Raw genomic sequence first — 17,032 nt, 5'->3', positions numbered from 1 at the left:
AGAGGAGATGAACAACATAACCTTAGACGAATGTTTTCAGTTTGGTCTGGGAGCATTTGAGACCATAGGAATAGAGCAGGGAACCCCCATACTTCTTGAAAAGCATCTGAAAAGACTGGAACGGGCGGCAGATTTCCTGAAGCTGGGTGATCCGACAGTACGGGGGATCACAGCCGGGAAGATTGAAGAGTATCTGAAAGAACAAAAAAAACGTCCGGAGGTGCAAAAAGAATTTGACGGACTGGAACACTGTGCGCTGAAGCTCATGCTCACAAAGGAAAATGCAGTGTATTCTCTTCGTGCCAATCATTATACGCCGGAGAATTATGAAAAAGGCTTTACCATGGATGTCAGCAAGGTGAAACGGAATGAAACATCGCCTCTTGTATATCATAAAACCATGAATTACGGGGACTGTATCCTGGAAAAACGAAATGCAGCAGTTGCAGGAATGGATGAACGGTTGTTTCTGAATACAAAGAAACAGATATCTGAAGGGACAGTAAGCAATGTATTCTTTGTGCGAAAAGGCGTGATCTATACACCAAAAGTTAGCTGCGGACTTCTCCCGGGAATCCTCCGTGAATACCTTTGTGACACGGAAGAGGTGGAAGAAACCTATATCTATGTTCAGGATCTTAAATGGTATCAGGAATGCTTTGTCACCAATTCCCTGATGGGGATCATGCCGGTGCGCCAGATTGAGGGAATCCGGTTCGAGGAAGACAAAGTGACGAAGGAGCTGATGGGAAAATATCAGAAGATGGTCAGAGATACTGTGAATAAGAAACAAGTCGGATAAAGGTTATTGCGAAACCATCACATTCCGGAATGAGAAATAAAATGTGGATAGCTGATTTCTGAGAAATGTACTTGAAGATGGCGGAAGTATAATCAGGAATTCGAAATGATACATAGAATGATAACGGAATTTGACAGAATATGACCAAGACAATCAGGGATAAAGGTGCATCAACCTGGAAATACTAGGGATGATGCACTTTTTTTGTGCAGACTCAACCAAAATCGGTCATAAATTTTGTGAAGTAGTTTGGTTGACTTTGAACGAATTTGGAAGTATACTAAGTTCAACAAATAAGGAACAACAAAAAGCGGTCAGAGACCCGCAGAAATGCGAATACCCGCTTAACAAATAGGGAGGAGAAAGAAATGATCTGTACCGTTACTTTTAATCCATCTCTGGACTATATCGTTTCCGTAGAAAACTTCAAACTGGGGCTTACCAACCGGACCAGTTCCGAGCTGATGCTTCCGGGCGGAAAAGGAATCAATGTTTCCACAGTGCTGATGAACCTCGGGATTGAGAATACCGCACTTGGTTTTATGGCAGGATTCGTTGGAGATGAAATCGTAAGAAAACTTGAGGAAATGGGAGTAAAATCCGATTTTATCAGGATCCCGGAAGGTGTTTCCAGGATTAATCTGAAACTGAAATCCATTGACGGAACCGAGATCAACGGAATGGGACCGGAGATCAGCGCAGAAAAAGTTCAGGAGCTGATGGAAAAGCTTGACACACTGAAAGAAGGAGATGTGCTTTTCCTGGCAGGAAGCATTCCATCATCCATGCCGGATGACATGTATGAGAAGATCATGGCGAGACTGGACGGGAAAGGTGTGATGATCGTTGTGGATGCAACGAGAGATCTTCTTGTGAATGTACTGAAGTATCATCCGTTCCTGGTGAAGCCCAATAACCATGAGCTTGGAGAAATCTTTGGCGTAGAGCTTAAGACCCGTCAGGATGTGATTCCTTACGGAAAGAAGCTCCAGGAAAAAGGAGCCAGAAATGTGCTGATCTCAATGGCCGGAGAGGGAGCTGTCCTGGTAGCGGAAGATGGTCAGGTATTTGAGAAACCGGCACCGAAAGGAACACTGGTAAACGGCGTAGGAGCCGGAGATTCCATGGTAGCAGGCTTTATGGCAGGCTGGATGGAAAAACAGGATCACGAATATGCATTTCACATGGGAATTTCCGCAGGAAGCGCAAGTGCATTTTCTGAAAATCTTGCCACAAGGGAAGAGATTCAGGCTGTATATGAACAGGTGACAGAGGAGTAAATAAGAAAGGGGAAGGGAAGATGAGAATCACAGATTTGCTTGACAAAAGAAGCATATCACTGGATGCGGCACCGAAGACGAAATCCGAAGCGCTGGACATGGCCGTAGATCTTATGGTAAAAAGCGAAAAGATCAGCGACAGGGAAGCTTATCGGAAACAGGTGTATTTAAGAGAGGAAGAAAGTACGACAGGAATCGGTGAGGGAATCGCCATTCCTCATGGAAAATGTGATGCGGTAAAGAAACCGGGACTTGCTGCCATGGTAGTAAAAAACGGTGTGGAATTTGAGGCACTGGATGATGAGCCGGTTACCCTTCTTTTCCTGATCGCAGCACCGAATACAGAAGATAACATTCATCTGGATGTACTCAGCAAGCTTTCCGTAATGCTGATGGATGATAATTTTACAGAGTCCTTACGCAACGCAGATTCTGTAGATGAATTTATGGAGATCATCGACAAGGCAGATGATGAGAAAAAAGATATTGATGAAAGACTGGCAGATACAGGAAGTTCCGAAGGAGCCCGAGCTAAACTGCTGGCAGTTACCTCCTGCCCCACAGGTATTGCCCACACCTACATGGCAGCAGAGGGACTGGAAAAAGCAGCGAAGGCGAAAGACTGTTTCATTAAAATAGAGACACGAGGCTCCGGCGGAGCAAAAAATGTACTTACGGATCAGGAGATCCGGGAGGCAGACTGCATCATCGTAGCAGCAGATGCCAAGGTTCCTATGGATCGTTTCGATGGAAAGAAAGTCATCGAATGTCAGGTTTCTGATGGAATCAGCAAAGCGGACCAGCTTGTTGAACGTGCGATTTCCGGAGATGTTCCGGTATATCATGCGGCAGCAGGCAGTCAGAGCTCTTCCTCAAATACAAAAGCAGGCGGCGGAGCAGGCCACAAGATCTATATGCAGCTGATGAACGGTGTATCTCACATGCTTCCGTTGGTTGTAGGCGGTGGTATCCTGATCGCTCTTGCGTTCCTGATTGATGGTTTAAGTATAGATTTAAATTCCCTTCCTGCAGACCAGAGAGCAAACTTTGGTACAATCACACCGGCAGCGGCTGTTCTGAAAAGTATTGGTGGCACTGCGTTTGGTTTTATGCTTCCGATCCTGGCAGGATTTATCGCAATGGCCATCGGTGACAGACCGGCACTTGCAGTTGGACTTGTGGGCGGTATGATCGCGGCAAACGGAAAATCCGGTTTCCTTGGAGCTCTTCTTGCAGGCTTCCTTGCAGGATATCTGATCCTCGGACTTCGTAAGGTTTGTGATAAGCTTCCGGAAGCACTGGAAAAAATAGCGCCTGTACTGATCTATCCGGTCGTTGGTGTCCTCCTTATGGGACTTTGTATGACCTTTATTGTAGAGCCGATCATGGGTGGTATCAATACAGGATTAAATAATGCCTTGACAGGTATGGGAAATTCAAGTAAAGTAATTTTAGGGCTGATTCTCGGTGGTATGATGGCCATTGATATGGGTGGTCCGTTCAACAAGGCAGCATATGTATTTGGTACAGCAGCTATTGCGGCAGGAAACTATGACATTATGGCAGCAGTTATGGTAGGAGGTATGACTCCTCCGTGTGCCATCGCACTTGCATCTCTGCTGTTTAAAGACAAATTTACAAAAGAAGAGCGTGAGGCAGGACCGACCAACTTTATTATGGGACTTGCATTTATCACAGAAGGTGCGATTCCTTTTGCGGCATCTGACCCGATCCATGTACTTCCGTCCTGTATCGTTGGTTCCGCAGTAGCCGGAGCGATCTCCATGTTCTTCAACTGTACATTGATGGCACCACACGGTGGAATCTTCGTATTCCCGGTTGTAGGTAATGCACTGATGTATCTGGTCGCATTGGTTGTGGGAACTCTGATCTCAGCTATGCTTCTCGGTGTACTGAAGAAAAAGGTTGCTTAAATTTTTTAAAATTAAAAATAAAAAACCTGGAGGATAAAGAAATGAAAGAATTCAAGTATGTAGTGACAGATAACGAAGGAATCCATGCACGTCCGGCCGGAGAGCTTGTGAAGCTTGTAAAAGGTTTCGAGTCCAAGATCACTATCGAGAAGGATGGCAAGACTGTAGAGTGCAGAAAGCTTCTTGCACTTATGGGACTTGGCGTAAAGAAGGGCCATGAGGTTACCTTTACATTCGATGGTGCAGACGAGGATGCAGCATACGAGGCAGTAAGCAAATTCATGCAGGAGAACCTGTAATCTCAGAATGAGTGAACAGAAGGCATCCCGGTCCGGTGATCGGGATGTTTTTTTTGAAGGAGGAAAAGGAATGCTGACGGAGCAGAGATACGAGATCATACTCGGCCTTCTCAGAGAAAAAAACAGTGTTACGGTAACAGAGCTGAAAGATATCCTGGATGCATCGGAATCTACGGTCCGCAGAGACATCACGGCGCTTTACAAGGCGGGGAGGCTGACCAGGGTTTTTGGCGGTGCGGTAGCGCTGGAACATACTGTCAATGCCTATGAGCCTACCGTAGCCCAGAAAGTTGAGCTGAATATTGAAGAAAAAAAGAAGATCGCAGCCTATGCGGCAGCTCTGATCCGTCCGGAAGATTTTGTGTATCTGGACGCGGGAACGACTACCGGATATATGTTGGAACATCTGGAAGGCTCCGGGGCGACTTTTGTCACCAATGGTGTTTCCCATGCCAGGGCTCTGGCTCAGATGGGAGTTCGTGTATTGCTGATCGGCGGAGAGCTGAAGGGATCTACGGAAGCTGTGATCGGAAGTCAGGCCATGCAGATGCTGAAGAATTATCATTTTACCAAGGGCTTTTTCGGGACCAATGGGATGACTCAGAGAGAAGGTTTTACCACGCCGGAATCCAATGAGGCACTGGTAAAGCGAACAGCCATGGAGCAGTGTCTGGAAAAGTACGTGGTGTCTGACAGCTCCAAATTCGGACAGATCAGTGCGGTGACATTCTTTTCATTTGACGGAGCGGTAATTCTGACGGAAAGCTGTTCCAAAGAATATAAAGATTGCAGAAATATACAGATCGTATCATAGAAAGATCACAAATAAAAAACCGGTTTGGAAGAAAAATTCTTCGTAAACCGGTTTTTTATTCGTTAAGGATCTGTCTCAATCTTCCTTGGAGATCATGGATTCCAGATCTTCCACGGAAATATCTTTTTTGTGCATCAGCTTGAGCAGACGTTTCAGTTCGGTAGCTTCCTTTGCTTTTTGCTCAGCTTTGCGGATCTCATCCAGCTGAGCTGCCAGTGCAGTTTTTTCATCCTCCAGCGCTGCTATCTTTTCGGTGTAGGCAGCAATCTTGGAATCTACTTTGGAAATTTTCTCATTGAGTACTTCTATCTTTGTACGTCTCTGTGCCATATGAAACCTCCTGATAAAAATATTACTTCTTATATACTATACAATAGCACAAACGACGATGAAATACAATTGTGAATTAATGTACGATGTGTTATCATATTACTGTTCACTGGTAATATTCCGCGATGTGTTTTTTGTGAGCGAAGGTCACAGAAAACCCGAGACATACTGCGCGAATTTATGCGATCAGCATAAATTCTGTGCATCGCGAAGCGTGTTACTGAGAACGGGGTGAACAGTAATGTTATCATGGATGTATATAATATTTCAGAAACGCAGGAAAATACTATGAATAAAGATAAGGGCGTATTTATGACTGCCCAGGAAGTAAATAAAGAAATAGAAATTCTAAAGACGGTTTTTGACATTGTAAGACTGGTGGATGTCAGCCGTACAGCTCCGGTAAATATTGGCTCAGATGATTGCTCTTATGAAGCAGAACATAAATGCTTTGCAGTGTGGAATAAAAACAGAAGATGTGAGAACTGTATTTCTGCCAAAGTTTTTGCCCGCAAAAACAGAATGACGAAATTTGAGTTCGTCAATGATGACATTTATCAGGTGATCGCCAAATATGTGGTTATAGACGGGACACCTCTTGTTATGGAAATGGTCTTTAAAATGACGGATAAGATTTTTCTGGGAGCTTACGGAAGCGGGCCTCTGATCGATAAGATCAGCAAATTCAACCGGGAATTATATGAAGATCCGCTGACTGGTGCCAGAAACCGGAGGTATTTTGAGGAACAGCTGAAACCCCTGGATAAGATGGTGGCTATAGCTATGATCGACGTGGATAATTTTAAACAGATCAATGACAGCTATGGCCATGTAGCCGGAGATGAGGCGTTGTGCACCATTGTCAGAACGATTTTTGATCATGTGCGGGCAAATGACGTGGTACTGCGTTATGGAGGAGACGAATTTCTTCTGATGTTTGAAGAAATTCCGGAAAAGGTATTTCAGCAGAAGCTGGAAGATATCCGGAAAGAGATCGCAATGGCAGATGTGCCGGAATACAAAGAAATCCGGCTTTCCACGAGCGTGGGAGGTGTATATGGAAACTGTAAGGTCAGAGATGGAGTGGTAGAAGCGGACAAGCTTCTCTATCAGGCCAAGCGGCAAAAAAACTGTGTTGCTTACAAGCGGATCTGACGGGAATGGCAGAACAGCCATTGGAGGCAGAATTATGTAACAGACGCAAGAGATATTTCTTTGGCAGGTAAAAGGAGAAGGGCGATATGAAGATAATCGCAAGGATCAGAAGTGATTTTCCGACAAAATTCGGAATCCCACGTCAGAGCGGCCGAGTGGAAGAACTGGCAGCCTGTATTGTTTTTGAACCGGAATACCGGGTGCGTGAAGCGGTAAAGGGACTGGAAGATTTTTCGCATATCTGGCTGCTGTGGGAGTTTTCACAGTCAATCCGTGAGAACTGGTCCCCTACGGTACGTCCGCCACGTCTGGGCGGAAATGAAAGGATGGGTGTATTTGCCACCAGATCGCCCTTCCGCCCTAATCCTGTAGGCTTATCCTGTGTGAAGCTTGAAAAGATCGACATGGAAAGTAAAGAAGCTCCTGTACTGATCGTATCCGGTGCGGACCTGATGGACGGAACCCCCATCTATGATATCAAGCCATATCTGCCTGTGGCAGACTGTCATCCGGAAGCACTGGGCGGCTTTGCGACGAAGGTGGAGCAGCAGTTTCTACAGGTGGAAATCCCGGAAGAATGGAAGGCAAGGATCCCGGAGGACAAGCTTTCTGCATTGGAAGGTGTGCTCAGAGAAGATCCGAGGCCTGCCTACCAGAAAGATCCGGAGAGGATATACGGAATGCCTTTTGCAGGGATGGATGTTCGTTTTCAGGTAAAAAACGGCATACTTACAGTATGTGAGATCACAGAATATAAAAAATCAGACAAAATTTAAAAATACCTTTGACAAACTTTTTAAGTGATGATATTATAATAAATGAGTTAGCAAACACTAACTCATTATTTTGAAAATGAAGTTAGTTTAAAATAACATTGAAACAGTCATATAAAAGTTCAGAGATCAAAGGAGAGTGAATTATGAGCGTTGTAATTGTAGGCGGTAATGAAAGAATGGTATGTCAGTATGAGGATATCTGTAAAGGCTTCGGATGCAAGGCGAAAGTCTTTGCCAAGGAAAAAGGAGCCATGAAGAAAAAGATCGGGGTGCCGGATCTGATGATCCTGTTCACAAGTACTGTTTCCCACAAAATGGTAAACTGCGCAGTTGAAGAAGCAAAGAAAAAATCCATTCCGGTATGCCGCTGTCATACAAGCAGCGCTGCAGCTCTTGAGAACATTCTGAAGCAGTACTGTGCATAAGAAACCGGTCAGGAGATACTTTTCTCTTGTATAATTTGACTTTTTTTGCAGAAATGTTACAGAAAGGCTTGCAAAACTACAAATTATTCAATAAAATAGCCGTAGGTTTCTGTGGTAAAGCGTTGCAGTGAATGGTGAAAATGCAGCGCTGGAAGTCGAAATTACAGGTGAGAGGTGTTATCATGAAAAAAGTTGTAAAATTCGGTGGAAGTTCTCTTGCAAATGCGGAGCAGTTCCAGAAAGTGGGCGATATTATCCGTAGTGATGAGAGCCGCCGTTATGTAGTTCCGTCAGCTCCGGGAAAGAGATTTGACGATGATATCAAAGTGACTGATATGCTTTATGGATGTTATGACGCAGCATCTAAAGGGGAGGATATCACTGAGAAGATTAATGCGATCAAGGCGCGATATTATGAGATCATCAAGGGTCTCGGACTGAGCCTTTCTCTTGAGGAGGAGTTCAAGAAAATCGATGAAGATTTCCGTGCACAGGCAGGAATCCAGTATGCGGCATCCAGAGGAGAGTTCCTCAATGGTAAGATCATGGCTGCATACCTTGGATATGATTTTGTGGATGCAGCTTCTGTGATCCGTTTTGATAAAGCTGGTAATCTGGAAGCGGAGGAGACCAATAAACTCCTTTCCAAAAAACTCAGCAAATCCCAGCATGCGGTTATTCCGGGATTTTACGGCGCATGTGCAGATGGCACGGTAAAGACATTTTCCAGAGGTGGTTCTGATGTGACCGGATCTCTGGTTGCAAAAGCTATTCATGCAGATATTTATGAGAACTGGACGGACGTTTCCGGTTTTCTTGTAACAGATCCACGCATCGTTCACAATCCGGAGCCTATCGAGGCAATCACATACAGAGAACTTCGTGAGCTTTCCTACATGGGAGCTACTGTTCTTCATGAGGATGCCATTTTCCCGGTTCGTAAAGAGGGAATTCCGATCAATATCCGTAACACAAACAGCCCGGAGGATAAAGGTACTCTGATCGTAGAGAGCACCTGTAAGAAGCCGAAATTTACTATTACCGGTATCGCCGGAAAGAAAGGCTTCTGCTCTATTAATATCGAGAAATCCATGATGAACAGTGAGATTGGGTTCGGACGCAAGGTACTTCAGGTATTTGAAGATCAGGGGATCAGCTTTGAGCATGTACCATCCGGAATCGATACCATGACTGTATATGTTCATCAGGACGAATTTGAGGAGAAAGAGCAGCAGGTTATCGCAGGTATCCACCGTCTGGTACAGCCTGATTTTGTGGAGATGGAATCTGACCTTGCACTGATCGCAGTTGTTGGTCGTGGAATGAAATCCCAGAGAGGCACTGCAGGAAGGATCTTCTCTGCTCTTGCCCATGCAAATGTAAATGTAAAAATGATCGACCAGGGTTCCAGTGAGCTGAATATCATCATCGGTGTAGAGAACCGTGATTTCGAAAAAGCAGTCAGAGCAATCTACGATATTTTTGTTCTGACACGAATATAAACAAAATCCGGAAACGGATTTTGTTTATGAGGAAGTAGCGAAGCGGATTCCGAATATCCGATCGATTAAATCCGGAAACGGATTTTGTTTATATCCGATTGATTAAATCCGTCGCAGGACAGTATATTACACGTCCGGCGGCGGATTTTTTTGGACTAAAAATAATACAATCAAATTCAACAGGATTTCCAAAGGAAAGACAAAGATATTGTACATTGTGTCGAAAAATGCTTGATATGAAATAAACAGTATTGACAAAAACTTAACTTTTGTGTAAAACTGACATATAAAAAAATCAGAAAGGCAGGCAGTCAGCCATGGAGAAACAGATCAAACTGGATGAAAAAAGTGCACAGGAGTTTGTCAGTGCAGCCAGCAAATGTAAATTTGATATTGATGTATTTTATAACCGTATTATCATTGACGCAAAGTCGATCCTCGGACTTTTGAGTCTGGATCTGACAAAGACTCTGACAGTAAAGTGTTACGGAGAAGATGAGGATTTTAACCGTGTTCTTTCCAAGTATGCAGTAGGTTGAGAAATATGAATAAGGAAAAACGGTGATAAAAGGGCGCAGTTCATGAGAAGAAAAGCAGAACATGCGTCCTTTTTATTATGGGGAGCTTTCGGATCATATTTTATGGTATAATTCTGGTATAGCATGGAAAAAGAATAGTTGCCGGGCTGGAATTCCGGCAGCTGCCGGGAGTGAAAATATGGAAAAACCAAGAGTACGGATTTCTGTCAGAAATCTTGTGGAATTTATACTGAGGAGCGGAGATCTGGATAACAGCAGTGGGACATCCGGAGATAAGGAAGCCATGTTAAAAGGCGGAAGGCTTCACCGCAAGATACAGCGGAGTATGAAGGGCGATTATCAGGCAGAGGTTTCTCTGAAAAAAGAAAGTGAATACGACGATGTGGTCATTCAGGTTGAGGGCCGTGCAGACGGGATCTTTACAGAGGACGGAGCCGTTTATATTGACGAGATCAAGGGAACTTACGGAAATGTCCAGGCAATGGACATACCAGTAGCGGTTCACCGTGCCCAGGCTATGTGTTACGGACTGATCTGGGGAGAAAAAGAGGGGATTTCAGAAATCCACATTCAGATGACCTACGCTCATCTTGAGACGGAAGAAACCAGGAGATTTCGTGAGGATTTTTCCATAGAGGAGCTTAAAGGCTGGTATCAGAAGCTTCTGGATGCCTATCACAAATGGATCGCATATTCCCTTAACTGGAAAAAAGAGAGGAATGCATCCATGAAGGATCTGCAGTTTCCGTTTCCATATAGAGAGGGACAGCGGGATATCGTTAGTGGTGTGTACCATACGGTTTCCAGCGGGAAGACCTTATTTGTCCAGGCACCTACCGGCGTGGGAAAAACCATGTCTGCCATTTTTCCTTCGGTGCGCGCTATCGGTGAGGGAAAAGGGGAAACACTTTTTTATCTTACCGCAAAAACCATCACAGGAACTGTGGCGCAGGAGGCATTCCATATCCTGCGGGAAAAAGGTCTGAAATTCAAGGTGACGGCGATCACGGCAAAGGAAAAACTGTGTTTTCAGGATACTCCGGAATGTACACCGGAGAAATGTCCTTATGCAAAGGGACATTTTGACCGGGTAAATGATGCGGTTTATGAGCTCTGGACCACAGAAGAGGTATATTCCAGAGAAGTGATCCGTGCTCATGCAGAAAAATGGCATGTATGCCCTTTTGAAATGTGTCTGGATCTCTCAATCTGGGTAGACGGGATCATCTGTGATTATAATTACGTGTTTGATCCCAATGTTCATCTGAAACGTTTTTTCGGGGAAAATATTTCCGGGGATCATATTTTTCTGATCGATGAGGCCCATAATCTGGTAGAACGTGGCAGAGAGATGTACAGTGCCGGTATTTCCCGTCGGAGTCTGGTCGCCCTTCGAAAGAAGATAAAAAAGCGTTTTTCAAAACTGGCCAGAACGCTGGACAAAGCAAATCGCCAGATGATGGAACTGGAAGAGAACCTTGCGGAAACGGGAAAAGGGTATCAGGTGCTGCCCAATCCCGGAGTACTGCCGATCACATTTCTTACAATATCAGGTGAACTGGAAGAAATCCTGGAGGAAAAAGAGCTGGAAGAAGAACTGCGCAGGGAAATCCTGGAATTTTATTTTATAGTGCGTGATTTTTTAAATGTTTCAGAACTGGTAGATGAAAATTATGTGGTGTATACCGAAAACCACGTGGAAGAAGGATTTCGCCTGAGATTGTTCTGTGTGAACCCGGCAGAAAATCTGGGAGAATACCTGAAAAAAGGGAGAAGTGCTATTTTCTTTTCAGCTACAATGTTTCCAATGCTCTATTACCGGGAGCTTTTGACAACAGACCGTGATGCCTATGGGATTTATGTGCAGTCTCCTTTCCCAAAAGAAAACCGCAGGATTCTTATCGGCAGCGATGTAAGCAGCCGGTATACCCGGAGAAATCGTGCAGAATACCGGAAGATCGCCGGATATATTGCCAGGTGTGTCTGGCAGAGGCCGGGAAATTATATGGTGTTTTTTCCGTCGTATCGTCTTATGGAAGACGTACTGCAGGTTTATGAGGAAGAATTTTCCGTAGACTGGGTGCGCTGCGTGTGTCAGACACCGGATATGACAGAAAAGGAACGGGAAGGATTTTTGGAGGAATTTCAGGAACGGGAAGGTACCCTGGTAGGGTTCTGTGTCCTTGGAGGGATTTTTTCCGAGGGTGTTGATCTGACAGGGGAAAGTCTGATCGGGGCAGTGATCGTAGGAACCGGACTTCCCCAGATCGGCAGTCAGCGTGAGATCCTGAAAGAGTATTACGATAAAAAGAATCACTGTGGTTTTGATTATGCATATCGCTATCCGGGTATGAACAAGGTGCTTCAGGCCGCCGGGCGCGTGATCCGCACAAAAGAGGATAAAGGCGTGATATTGCTTCTGGATGACCGCTTCTGGGACCGAGATTACCAGGAAATCTTTCCCCGGGAATGGCAGGACCGTACAGGCTGCAGGCTGGATACGGTAGAAGGCGCAGTGGAGACATTCTGGAAGAGGTTTACTTGACAGAACTGAGAAATCCGATATACTGATAGAGTCTTTATCTGGAAAATCGCTGGAGGAATGCGTGGATGCCGGATCAGGACAGGAAACTGTAAAACAGGATCATAAGAAAAGTGAAAGAAGTATATGAGACGAAAAAAAATATATAAAGTATTGGCATTTTGTCTGAGCACAGTGATGCTCGCACAGCCGGTTTTTGCGACAACAGTGCAGCAGACGGCACAGGGAAGCCTTGGTTCTGTTACGGAGGAGTCCCAGATACTTCCAATTCCCGGTGAAAGCGGGAAATATATTCTGAAAAGCAATGGCTTTTACTGCCTGAATGAAGATGGAACCAAAGAAAATACTCCGGCAGTGTATTATTTTGATCATTTTGAGATCGACGGAACGGTTTTTGATGGATATTATTATCACGACGAAAGCGGTAAGTTTACAGCGGGAAACTCGCATATGGTCCAGATCACCGATCTGAAGGCGCCGGCAAAAGACGGCAGCGGTGCGGAAGTTTCTTTTGACGGCTGTTATATGGTAAACAATCTGGGAAAGCTCAGCGCCTCTCCACAGGTACGTTATATGGATAATCTGGTGGTGGACAAAACAACGTACAACGGGCTGTATTATTTTGATGAATATGGAAAAATGGTTACGGATCCGGGTATCCATTATCTGGAAATGAATGCTGCAGGACAGATGTTTGACGGATATTATTATTTTGGCGGAGAAAACGGCGTTCTGCTCCAGGAAGAGGGAGAGACTCCGGAGGGATTTTCCGTTGATGCATCCGGAAAAGTCGAGACTAAAGATCTGGGAATGGATGGCCTTGAGAAACGGCTTGCGGATCTTCTTGGAACCTATGAGGGTACATGGAGCGTTTATGTAAAGGATCTGACCAGTGGTCAGGAGTTTGAACAGAACAGCCAGTCGCTGTACTCAGCCAGTCTGATCAAAGTGTTTGTCATGGCCCAGACCTATGCCAACATGGATACAGTCCTTCAGAGCGAAGCGGCAAAAATGAAAAAAGATGTTACAGATCCGTCCGTATCCACAAAGGTCAATGATCTTCTCTGGAATATGATCACAGTCAGTGACAATGAATCCTTTAATGAGCTGGTACGTCTGCAGACAGCATCGGGTGTTTTTAAGGACGGAGCGCAGGCTGTAAATGGATTTCTTGCGGAACAGAAATTTGCAGATACTTCCGTTCAGCACATCTTAAGCCCGTCCTCGTCAAAGGACGTCGGCCTCGGCGGCAGGAACACCACTTCCGTAAAAGACTGCGCAGAGCTTCTTTTCCGGATCTATAAAGGAGAATGTGTATCGAAAGAAGCTTCGGAGGCTATGCGTAATCTGCTTCTGAACCAGCAGGTTACTACTAAGATCCCCAGCGGGATATCTGCGTCCGTGGAAATTGCAAATAAGACTGGAGAAACGGATACGGACCAGCATGATATCGCCATTGTATATGGAAAAAAGACTACATATATCCTCTGTGTGATGTCAGAAGACTGTAAACCTGGGGACGCAGTTTCGCATATCCGGGATATTTCCGGTATTGTTTATAATTATCTGAATATGGACCTTGACCAGGGGTGATCTGTGAGTTAGAATAAAAAACAGCTGAGCAAGATCCTGATGGATATTTCCGACAGAGAAGTATCCGAAATGTTCGTGAAAGGAGAATTCTATTATGAAGACAGTACATACAGACAAAGCACCTGCAGCAATCGGACCATACTCCCAGGCTATTATCCATGGAGATACGCTTTACACATCCGGTCAGATCCCGGTGGATCCGGCAACCGGAGAGGTAGTTGGAACAACCATCGAGGAGCAGGCTGACCGTGTTATGAAGAATCTCGGAGCAGTTCTGGAAGCTGCCGGTTCCAGCTATGAGAATGCAGTCAAGACAGTATGCTTCCTTGCAGATATGAACGATTTTGCGGCATTTAATGAAGTATATGCCAAATATTTCGTAAATAAACCTGCACGTTCCTGTGTTGCAGTCAAGACACTGCCAAAGAACGTTCTCTGCGAGGTAGAAGTGATCGCAGCAATCTGATGATTTGATAAAAAATCCCTGTTGTCTGATTTCAGTCAGACAGCGGGGATTTTTTTCGTGGGGATAAAGTATTTTTCTCTGTTCTGGAGTGCACTCCTTTTTTGTTTTCAGGTGTTGAAACGGTAATATTTTTCTTGTGTACAGTAGAGCGCTATAGTATAATAAGACCAGTTTTTTGGTATACGTGTAAAAGCTATAATAAGGATGATCGGCAAACCAGATGAAAATCTGGGACGCAAAGCTACAGGGCCTGTAAAATGGCAGCCAGTTGCATGAAATGACGTGCACTGTCTGTGAGACGGTGCTTTTTTATGGTGTTATTCGGTTATGAACAAGCAGCGAAGCGGATTGCGAATATCCGCTGTGATCGAAAGTCATTCTTATGGACATTATGATGCCGGTAATGAATGGTTATGAAGTTGCAAAGACAATACCGATCATTGCAATGACAGCAAATGCATTCACGGAGGACAGAATAAGAGCAAAAAAAGCAGGGATGGATGAACATATTGTTAAGCCTGTTGATCTGGGATTACTGATAAAAGTAATTCATAAATTGGTGGAATGTAATTGATGTAGCAATGATAAATAAGCAGTGAAACATAATAGGAGGACAAAATTATGACAATACAGGAATGCTATGAAGCTATCGGAGGAAATTATGAAGATGTTTTAGGACGCCTTCGAAGCGAAGCACTGATTCGGAAATTTACATTAAAGTTCCTTGAGGATCAGAGTTACCCGCAGTTAAAACTGGCATTGAAGAATAGAAATTATGAAGATGCTTTCCGCAGTGCACACACATTGAAAGGGGTTTGTCAGAATCTTTCTTTTGACCGTCTGTATGAGGTTAGTAATGAGTTAACAGAACTTTTGAGAGATAGAACCGGAGCGCAGCCGGGGATATCGGAGGCAATGGAAAAAGTAACAGAAGTATATGAAATGATGATTGAAGAAATAAAGAAGGGACTGTCGAATTAAGTGATGCGACACGACTTTCTGTTTATGACCGGGTGTCCGGAATATCATAAAACCCACATGGATAAAGGAAATAAAAAATATGGATAAAAGACAAAAGATCCTGATCGTAGACGATTCAGAATTTAACAGGGATATGTTGAAGGAGATTCTCAGAGAAACTTATAATTACCTGGAAGCTGAAAATGGAAATCAGGCAATTCAGATTATGGGAGAAAATCCGGGAATCGATCTGATGCTTTTAGATATCAATATGCCACAGATGAATGGTTTTGAAGTTCTGAAATGGATGAACCAAAGTCGGTGTATAGATGAAACTCCGGTAATCATGATATCTTCTGAAGATGCTGTTGATACGATGCGTAAGGCATATGAGCTGGGAATCACGGATTATATCACACGACCGTTTGATTCTGTGATTGTAAAGAAAAGAGTTCAGAATACCCTTGGACTCTATATGAAGCAAAAGCATCTGATCAATGTGGTTTATGATCAGGTTTACGAAAAAGAAGAAAATAATAATATTATGATCCGGATTCTGAGTAATGTATTGGGATCACGTAACAGTGAGAGCAGAGAACACATCCTGCATATTAAAACAGCAACGGAAATGATGCTGAGACAACTGGTAAAAATAACAGATGCTTATCCTATGACAGAGGCAGATATTTCTTTGATCACAACAGCATCTTCTCTTCATGATATTGGTAAGATCCGTATTTCGGAAGAAATTCTGAACAAACCCGGCAGACTTACCGATGAAGAATTCAAGATTATGAAAACTCATAGTGAGCTTGGTGCAGATATGATCCGGGATATGCATTTCCCAAAAGACAATTCATTGGTACGTGCTTCATGGGAAATCTGCAGATGGCATCATGAAAGATGGGATGGAAAAGGCTATCCGGATGGCCTGAAAGGAGAAGAAATACCAATCTCCGCACAGGTGGTGTCGATTGTCGATGTTTATGACGCACTTACAAGTGAAAGATGTTATAAGAAAGCATTTGATCATGACACAGCGATTCAAATGATCCTGGATGGGCAATGTGGACAATTTAACCCCATCCTCCTTATGTGTCTGAAAGAACTGAGTCTTCAGCTTTCAAAAATGATTGATAAAGAGATGGATGATACTAGCTATTACCATGAAGTACAGAGACTTTCAAATGAGATACTCAGCGACAGATCTTTACCGAATCATAATTATTCACAGAATGTTGTCAGGGTCATGAAGGAAAAACTCGATTTCTTCAAATCGAACAGTGGCATGAATTCAATTGAGTACAATACAATTTCAGGTCAGCTGACTATATTAAACGGAAAGCAGCAGATATTATGTCAGAGAAATAATCCGAATTTCAATCTGTTCAAAGAATTCGGAGTAAATGAAGAAGATGTTCATCATATTCAGGCTTTATTACATCAGACATCTGTACAAAATAAAGAAATCTCTGTGCAGATAAAAGCAACGGTGGAGAATGTCCGCCAAATGTATAAACTGAAGTTGCATACATTGTGGTCGCCTTTAAAGAAGGATGGATACATCGGGGTCGTTGGATATTTTAATATTGTAAAATAGAAAAATGCAAAGGAG

The 17,032-nt window shown here is 43.9% G+C and carries 16 protein-coding genes, 1 pseudogene and 1 riboswitch; of the genes and pseudogenes, 16 read left to right on the top strand and 1 reads right to left on the bottom strand.

Annotation, left to right across the window (positions count from 1 at the left end; all coding sequences use genetic code 11):
- Positions 1-7 precede the first annotated feature (7 nt).
- From EYS05_RS00260 to EYS05_RS00240, 5 genes are all read left to right on the top strand, one after another.
- The gene (locus EYS05_RS00260) at positions 8-802 is read left to right on the top strand and encodes an aminotransferase class IV (protein WP_138276317.1); all 795 of its coding nucleotides are present in this window, start codon (positions 8-10) and stop codon (positions 800-802) included.
- Positions 803-1,170: 368 nt separating this feature from the next.
- Entirely contained in the window at positions 1,171-2,082 is a 912-nt protein-coding gene (pfkB, locus tag EYS05_RS00255; RefSeq protein WP_118513609.1) for a 1-phosphofructokinase, read from the top strand.
- Positions 2,083-2,102: 20 nt separating this feature from the next.
- Positions 2,103-4,016, top strand: coding sequence for a PTS fructose transporter subunit IIABC (locus tag EYS05_RS00250; RefSeq protein WP_118513607.1), 1,914 nt, complete (start codon positions 2,103-2,105; stop codon positions 4,014-4,016).
- A gap of 41 nt (positions 4,017-4,057) precedes the next feature.
- On the top strand, positions 4,058-4,315 hold the full coding sequence (locus tag EYS05_RS00245; RefSeq protein WP_015525831.1) for an HPr family phosphocarrier protein: 258 nt from the start codon (positions 4,058-4,060) through the stop codon (positions 4,313-4,315).
- A 70-nt stretch (positions 4,316-4,385) separates the two neighbouring features.
- Positions 4,386-5,129, top strand: coding sequence for a DeoR/GlpR family DNA-binding transcription regulator (locus EYS05_RS00240; protein ID WP_118513772.1), 744 nt, complete (start codon positions 4,386-4,388; stop codon positions 5,127-5,129).
- Between the two features lie 75 nt (positions 5,130-5,204).
- On the opposite strand, the gene EYS05_RS00235 is transcribed toward EYS05_RS00240, so the two are convergent.
- A complete protein-coding gene (locus tag EYS05_RS00235) occupies positions 5,205-5,459 on the bottom strand; it encodes a hypothetical protein (protein ID WP_118513605.1) in 255 nt (84 codons plus the stop codon).
- A gap of 288 nt (positions 5,460-5,747) precedes the next feature.
- On the opposite strand from EYS05_RS00235, the gene EYS05_RS00230 reads away from it, so the two are divergent.
- From EYS05_RS00230 to EYS05_RS00180, 11 genes and pseudogenes are all read left to right on the top strand, one after another.
- Positions 5,748-6,614, top strand: a complete 867-nt coding sequence (locus tag EYS05_RS00230) for a GGDEF domain-containing protein (protein ID WP_158293288.1) — start codon at positions 5,748-5,750, stop codon at positions 6,612-6,614.
- Positions 6,615-6,700: 86 nt separating this feature from the next.
- Positions 6,701-7,390 (top strand): tRNA (N6-threonylcarbamoyladenosine(37)-N6)-methyltransferase TrmO, encoded by a 690-nt coding sequence (gene tsaA / locus EYS05_RS00225; RefSeq protein ID WP_138276315.1) that lies wholly within the window; start codon positions 6,701-6,703, stop codon positions 7,388-7,390.
- Between the two features lie 143 nt (positions 7,391-7,533).
- On the top strand, positions 7,534-7,815 hold the full coding sequence (locus EYS05_RS00220; protein WP_015525835.1) for a DUF2325 domain-containing protein: 282 nt from the start codon (positions 7,534-7,536) through the stop codon (positions 7,813-7,815).
- 182 nt (positions 7,816-7,997) lie between these two features.
- Positions 7,998-9,317 carry an aspartate kinase gene (locus tag EYS05_RS00215; RefSeq protein WP_118513599.1) on the top strand — a complete coding sequence of 440 codons (1,320 nt, stop codon included), beginning with the start codon at positions 7,998-8,000 and terminating at the stop codon, positions 9,315-9,317.
- Between the two features lie 317 nt (positions 9,318-9,634).
- A complete protein-coding gene (locus EYS05_RS00210; protein ID WP_118513597.1) occupies positions 9,635-9,856 on the top strand; it encodes an HPr family phosphocarrier protein in 222 nt (73 codons plus the stop codon).
- Positions 9,857-10,034: 178 nt separating this feature from the next.
- Positions 10,035-12,401 (top strand): ATP-dependent DNA helicase, encoded by a 2,367-nt coding sequence (locus tag EYS05_RS00205; RefSeq protein ID WP_138276314.1) that lies wholly within the window; start codon positions 10,035-10,037, stop codon positions 12,399-12,401.
- Between the two features lie 123 nt (positions 12,402-12,524).
- Positions 12,525-13,991 (top strand): serine hydrolase, encoded by a 1,467-nt coding sequence (locus tag EYS05_RS00200; RefSeq protein WP_243119175.1) that lies wholly within the window; start codon positions 12,525-12,527, stop codon positions 13,989-13,991.
- Positions 13,992-14,085: 94 nt separating this feature from the next.
- Positions 14,086-14,457, top strand: a complete 372-nt coding sequence (locus EYS05_RS00195; RefSeq protein ID WP_180214274.1) for a RidA family protein — start codon at positions 14,086-14,088, stop codon at positions 14,455-14,457.
- Between the two features lie 200 nt (positions 14,458-14,657).
- A riboswitch (cyclic di-GMP riboswitch) is annotated at positions 14,658-14,733 on the top strand.
- A gap of 97 nt (positions 14,734-14,830) precedes the next feature.
- Positions 14,831-15,031, top strand: a pseudogene (locus EYS05_RS00190) (response regulator); the annotation flags it as partial.
- A gap of 47 nt (positions 15,032-15,078) precedes the next feature.
- Positions 15,079-15,438 carry an Hpt domain-containing protein gene (locus EYS05_RS00185; RefSeq protein WP_118626363.1) on the top strand — a complete coding sequence of 120 codons (360 nt, stop codon included), beginning with the start codon at positions 15,079-15,081 and terminating at the stop codon, positions 15,436-15,438.
- Positions 15,439-15,517: 79 nt separating this feature from the next.
- A complete protein-coding gene (locus tag EYS05_RS00180) occupies positions 15,518-17,017 on the top strand; it encodes a response regulator (RefSeq protein ID WP_118626365.1) in 1,500 nt (499 codons plus the stop codon).
- The last annotated feature ends 15 nt before the right edge of the window (positions 17,018-17,032 follow it).

This window comes from Blautia sp. SC05B48 (assembly GCF_005848555.1).
Lineage (GTDB): Bacteria > Bacillota > Clostridia > Lachnospirales > Lachnospiraceae > Blautia_A.
Note: the sequence above shows the minus strand (reverse complement) of the source record. Positions and strands in the feature narration are given on the sequence as shown.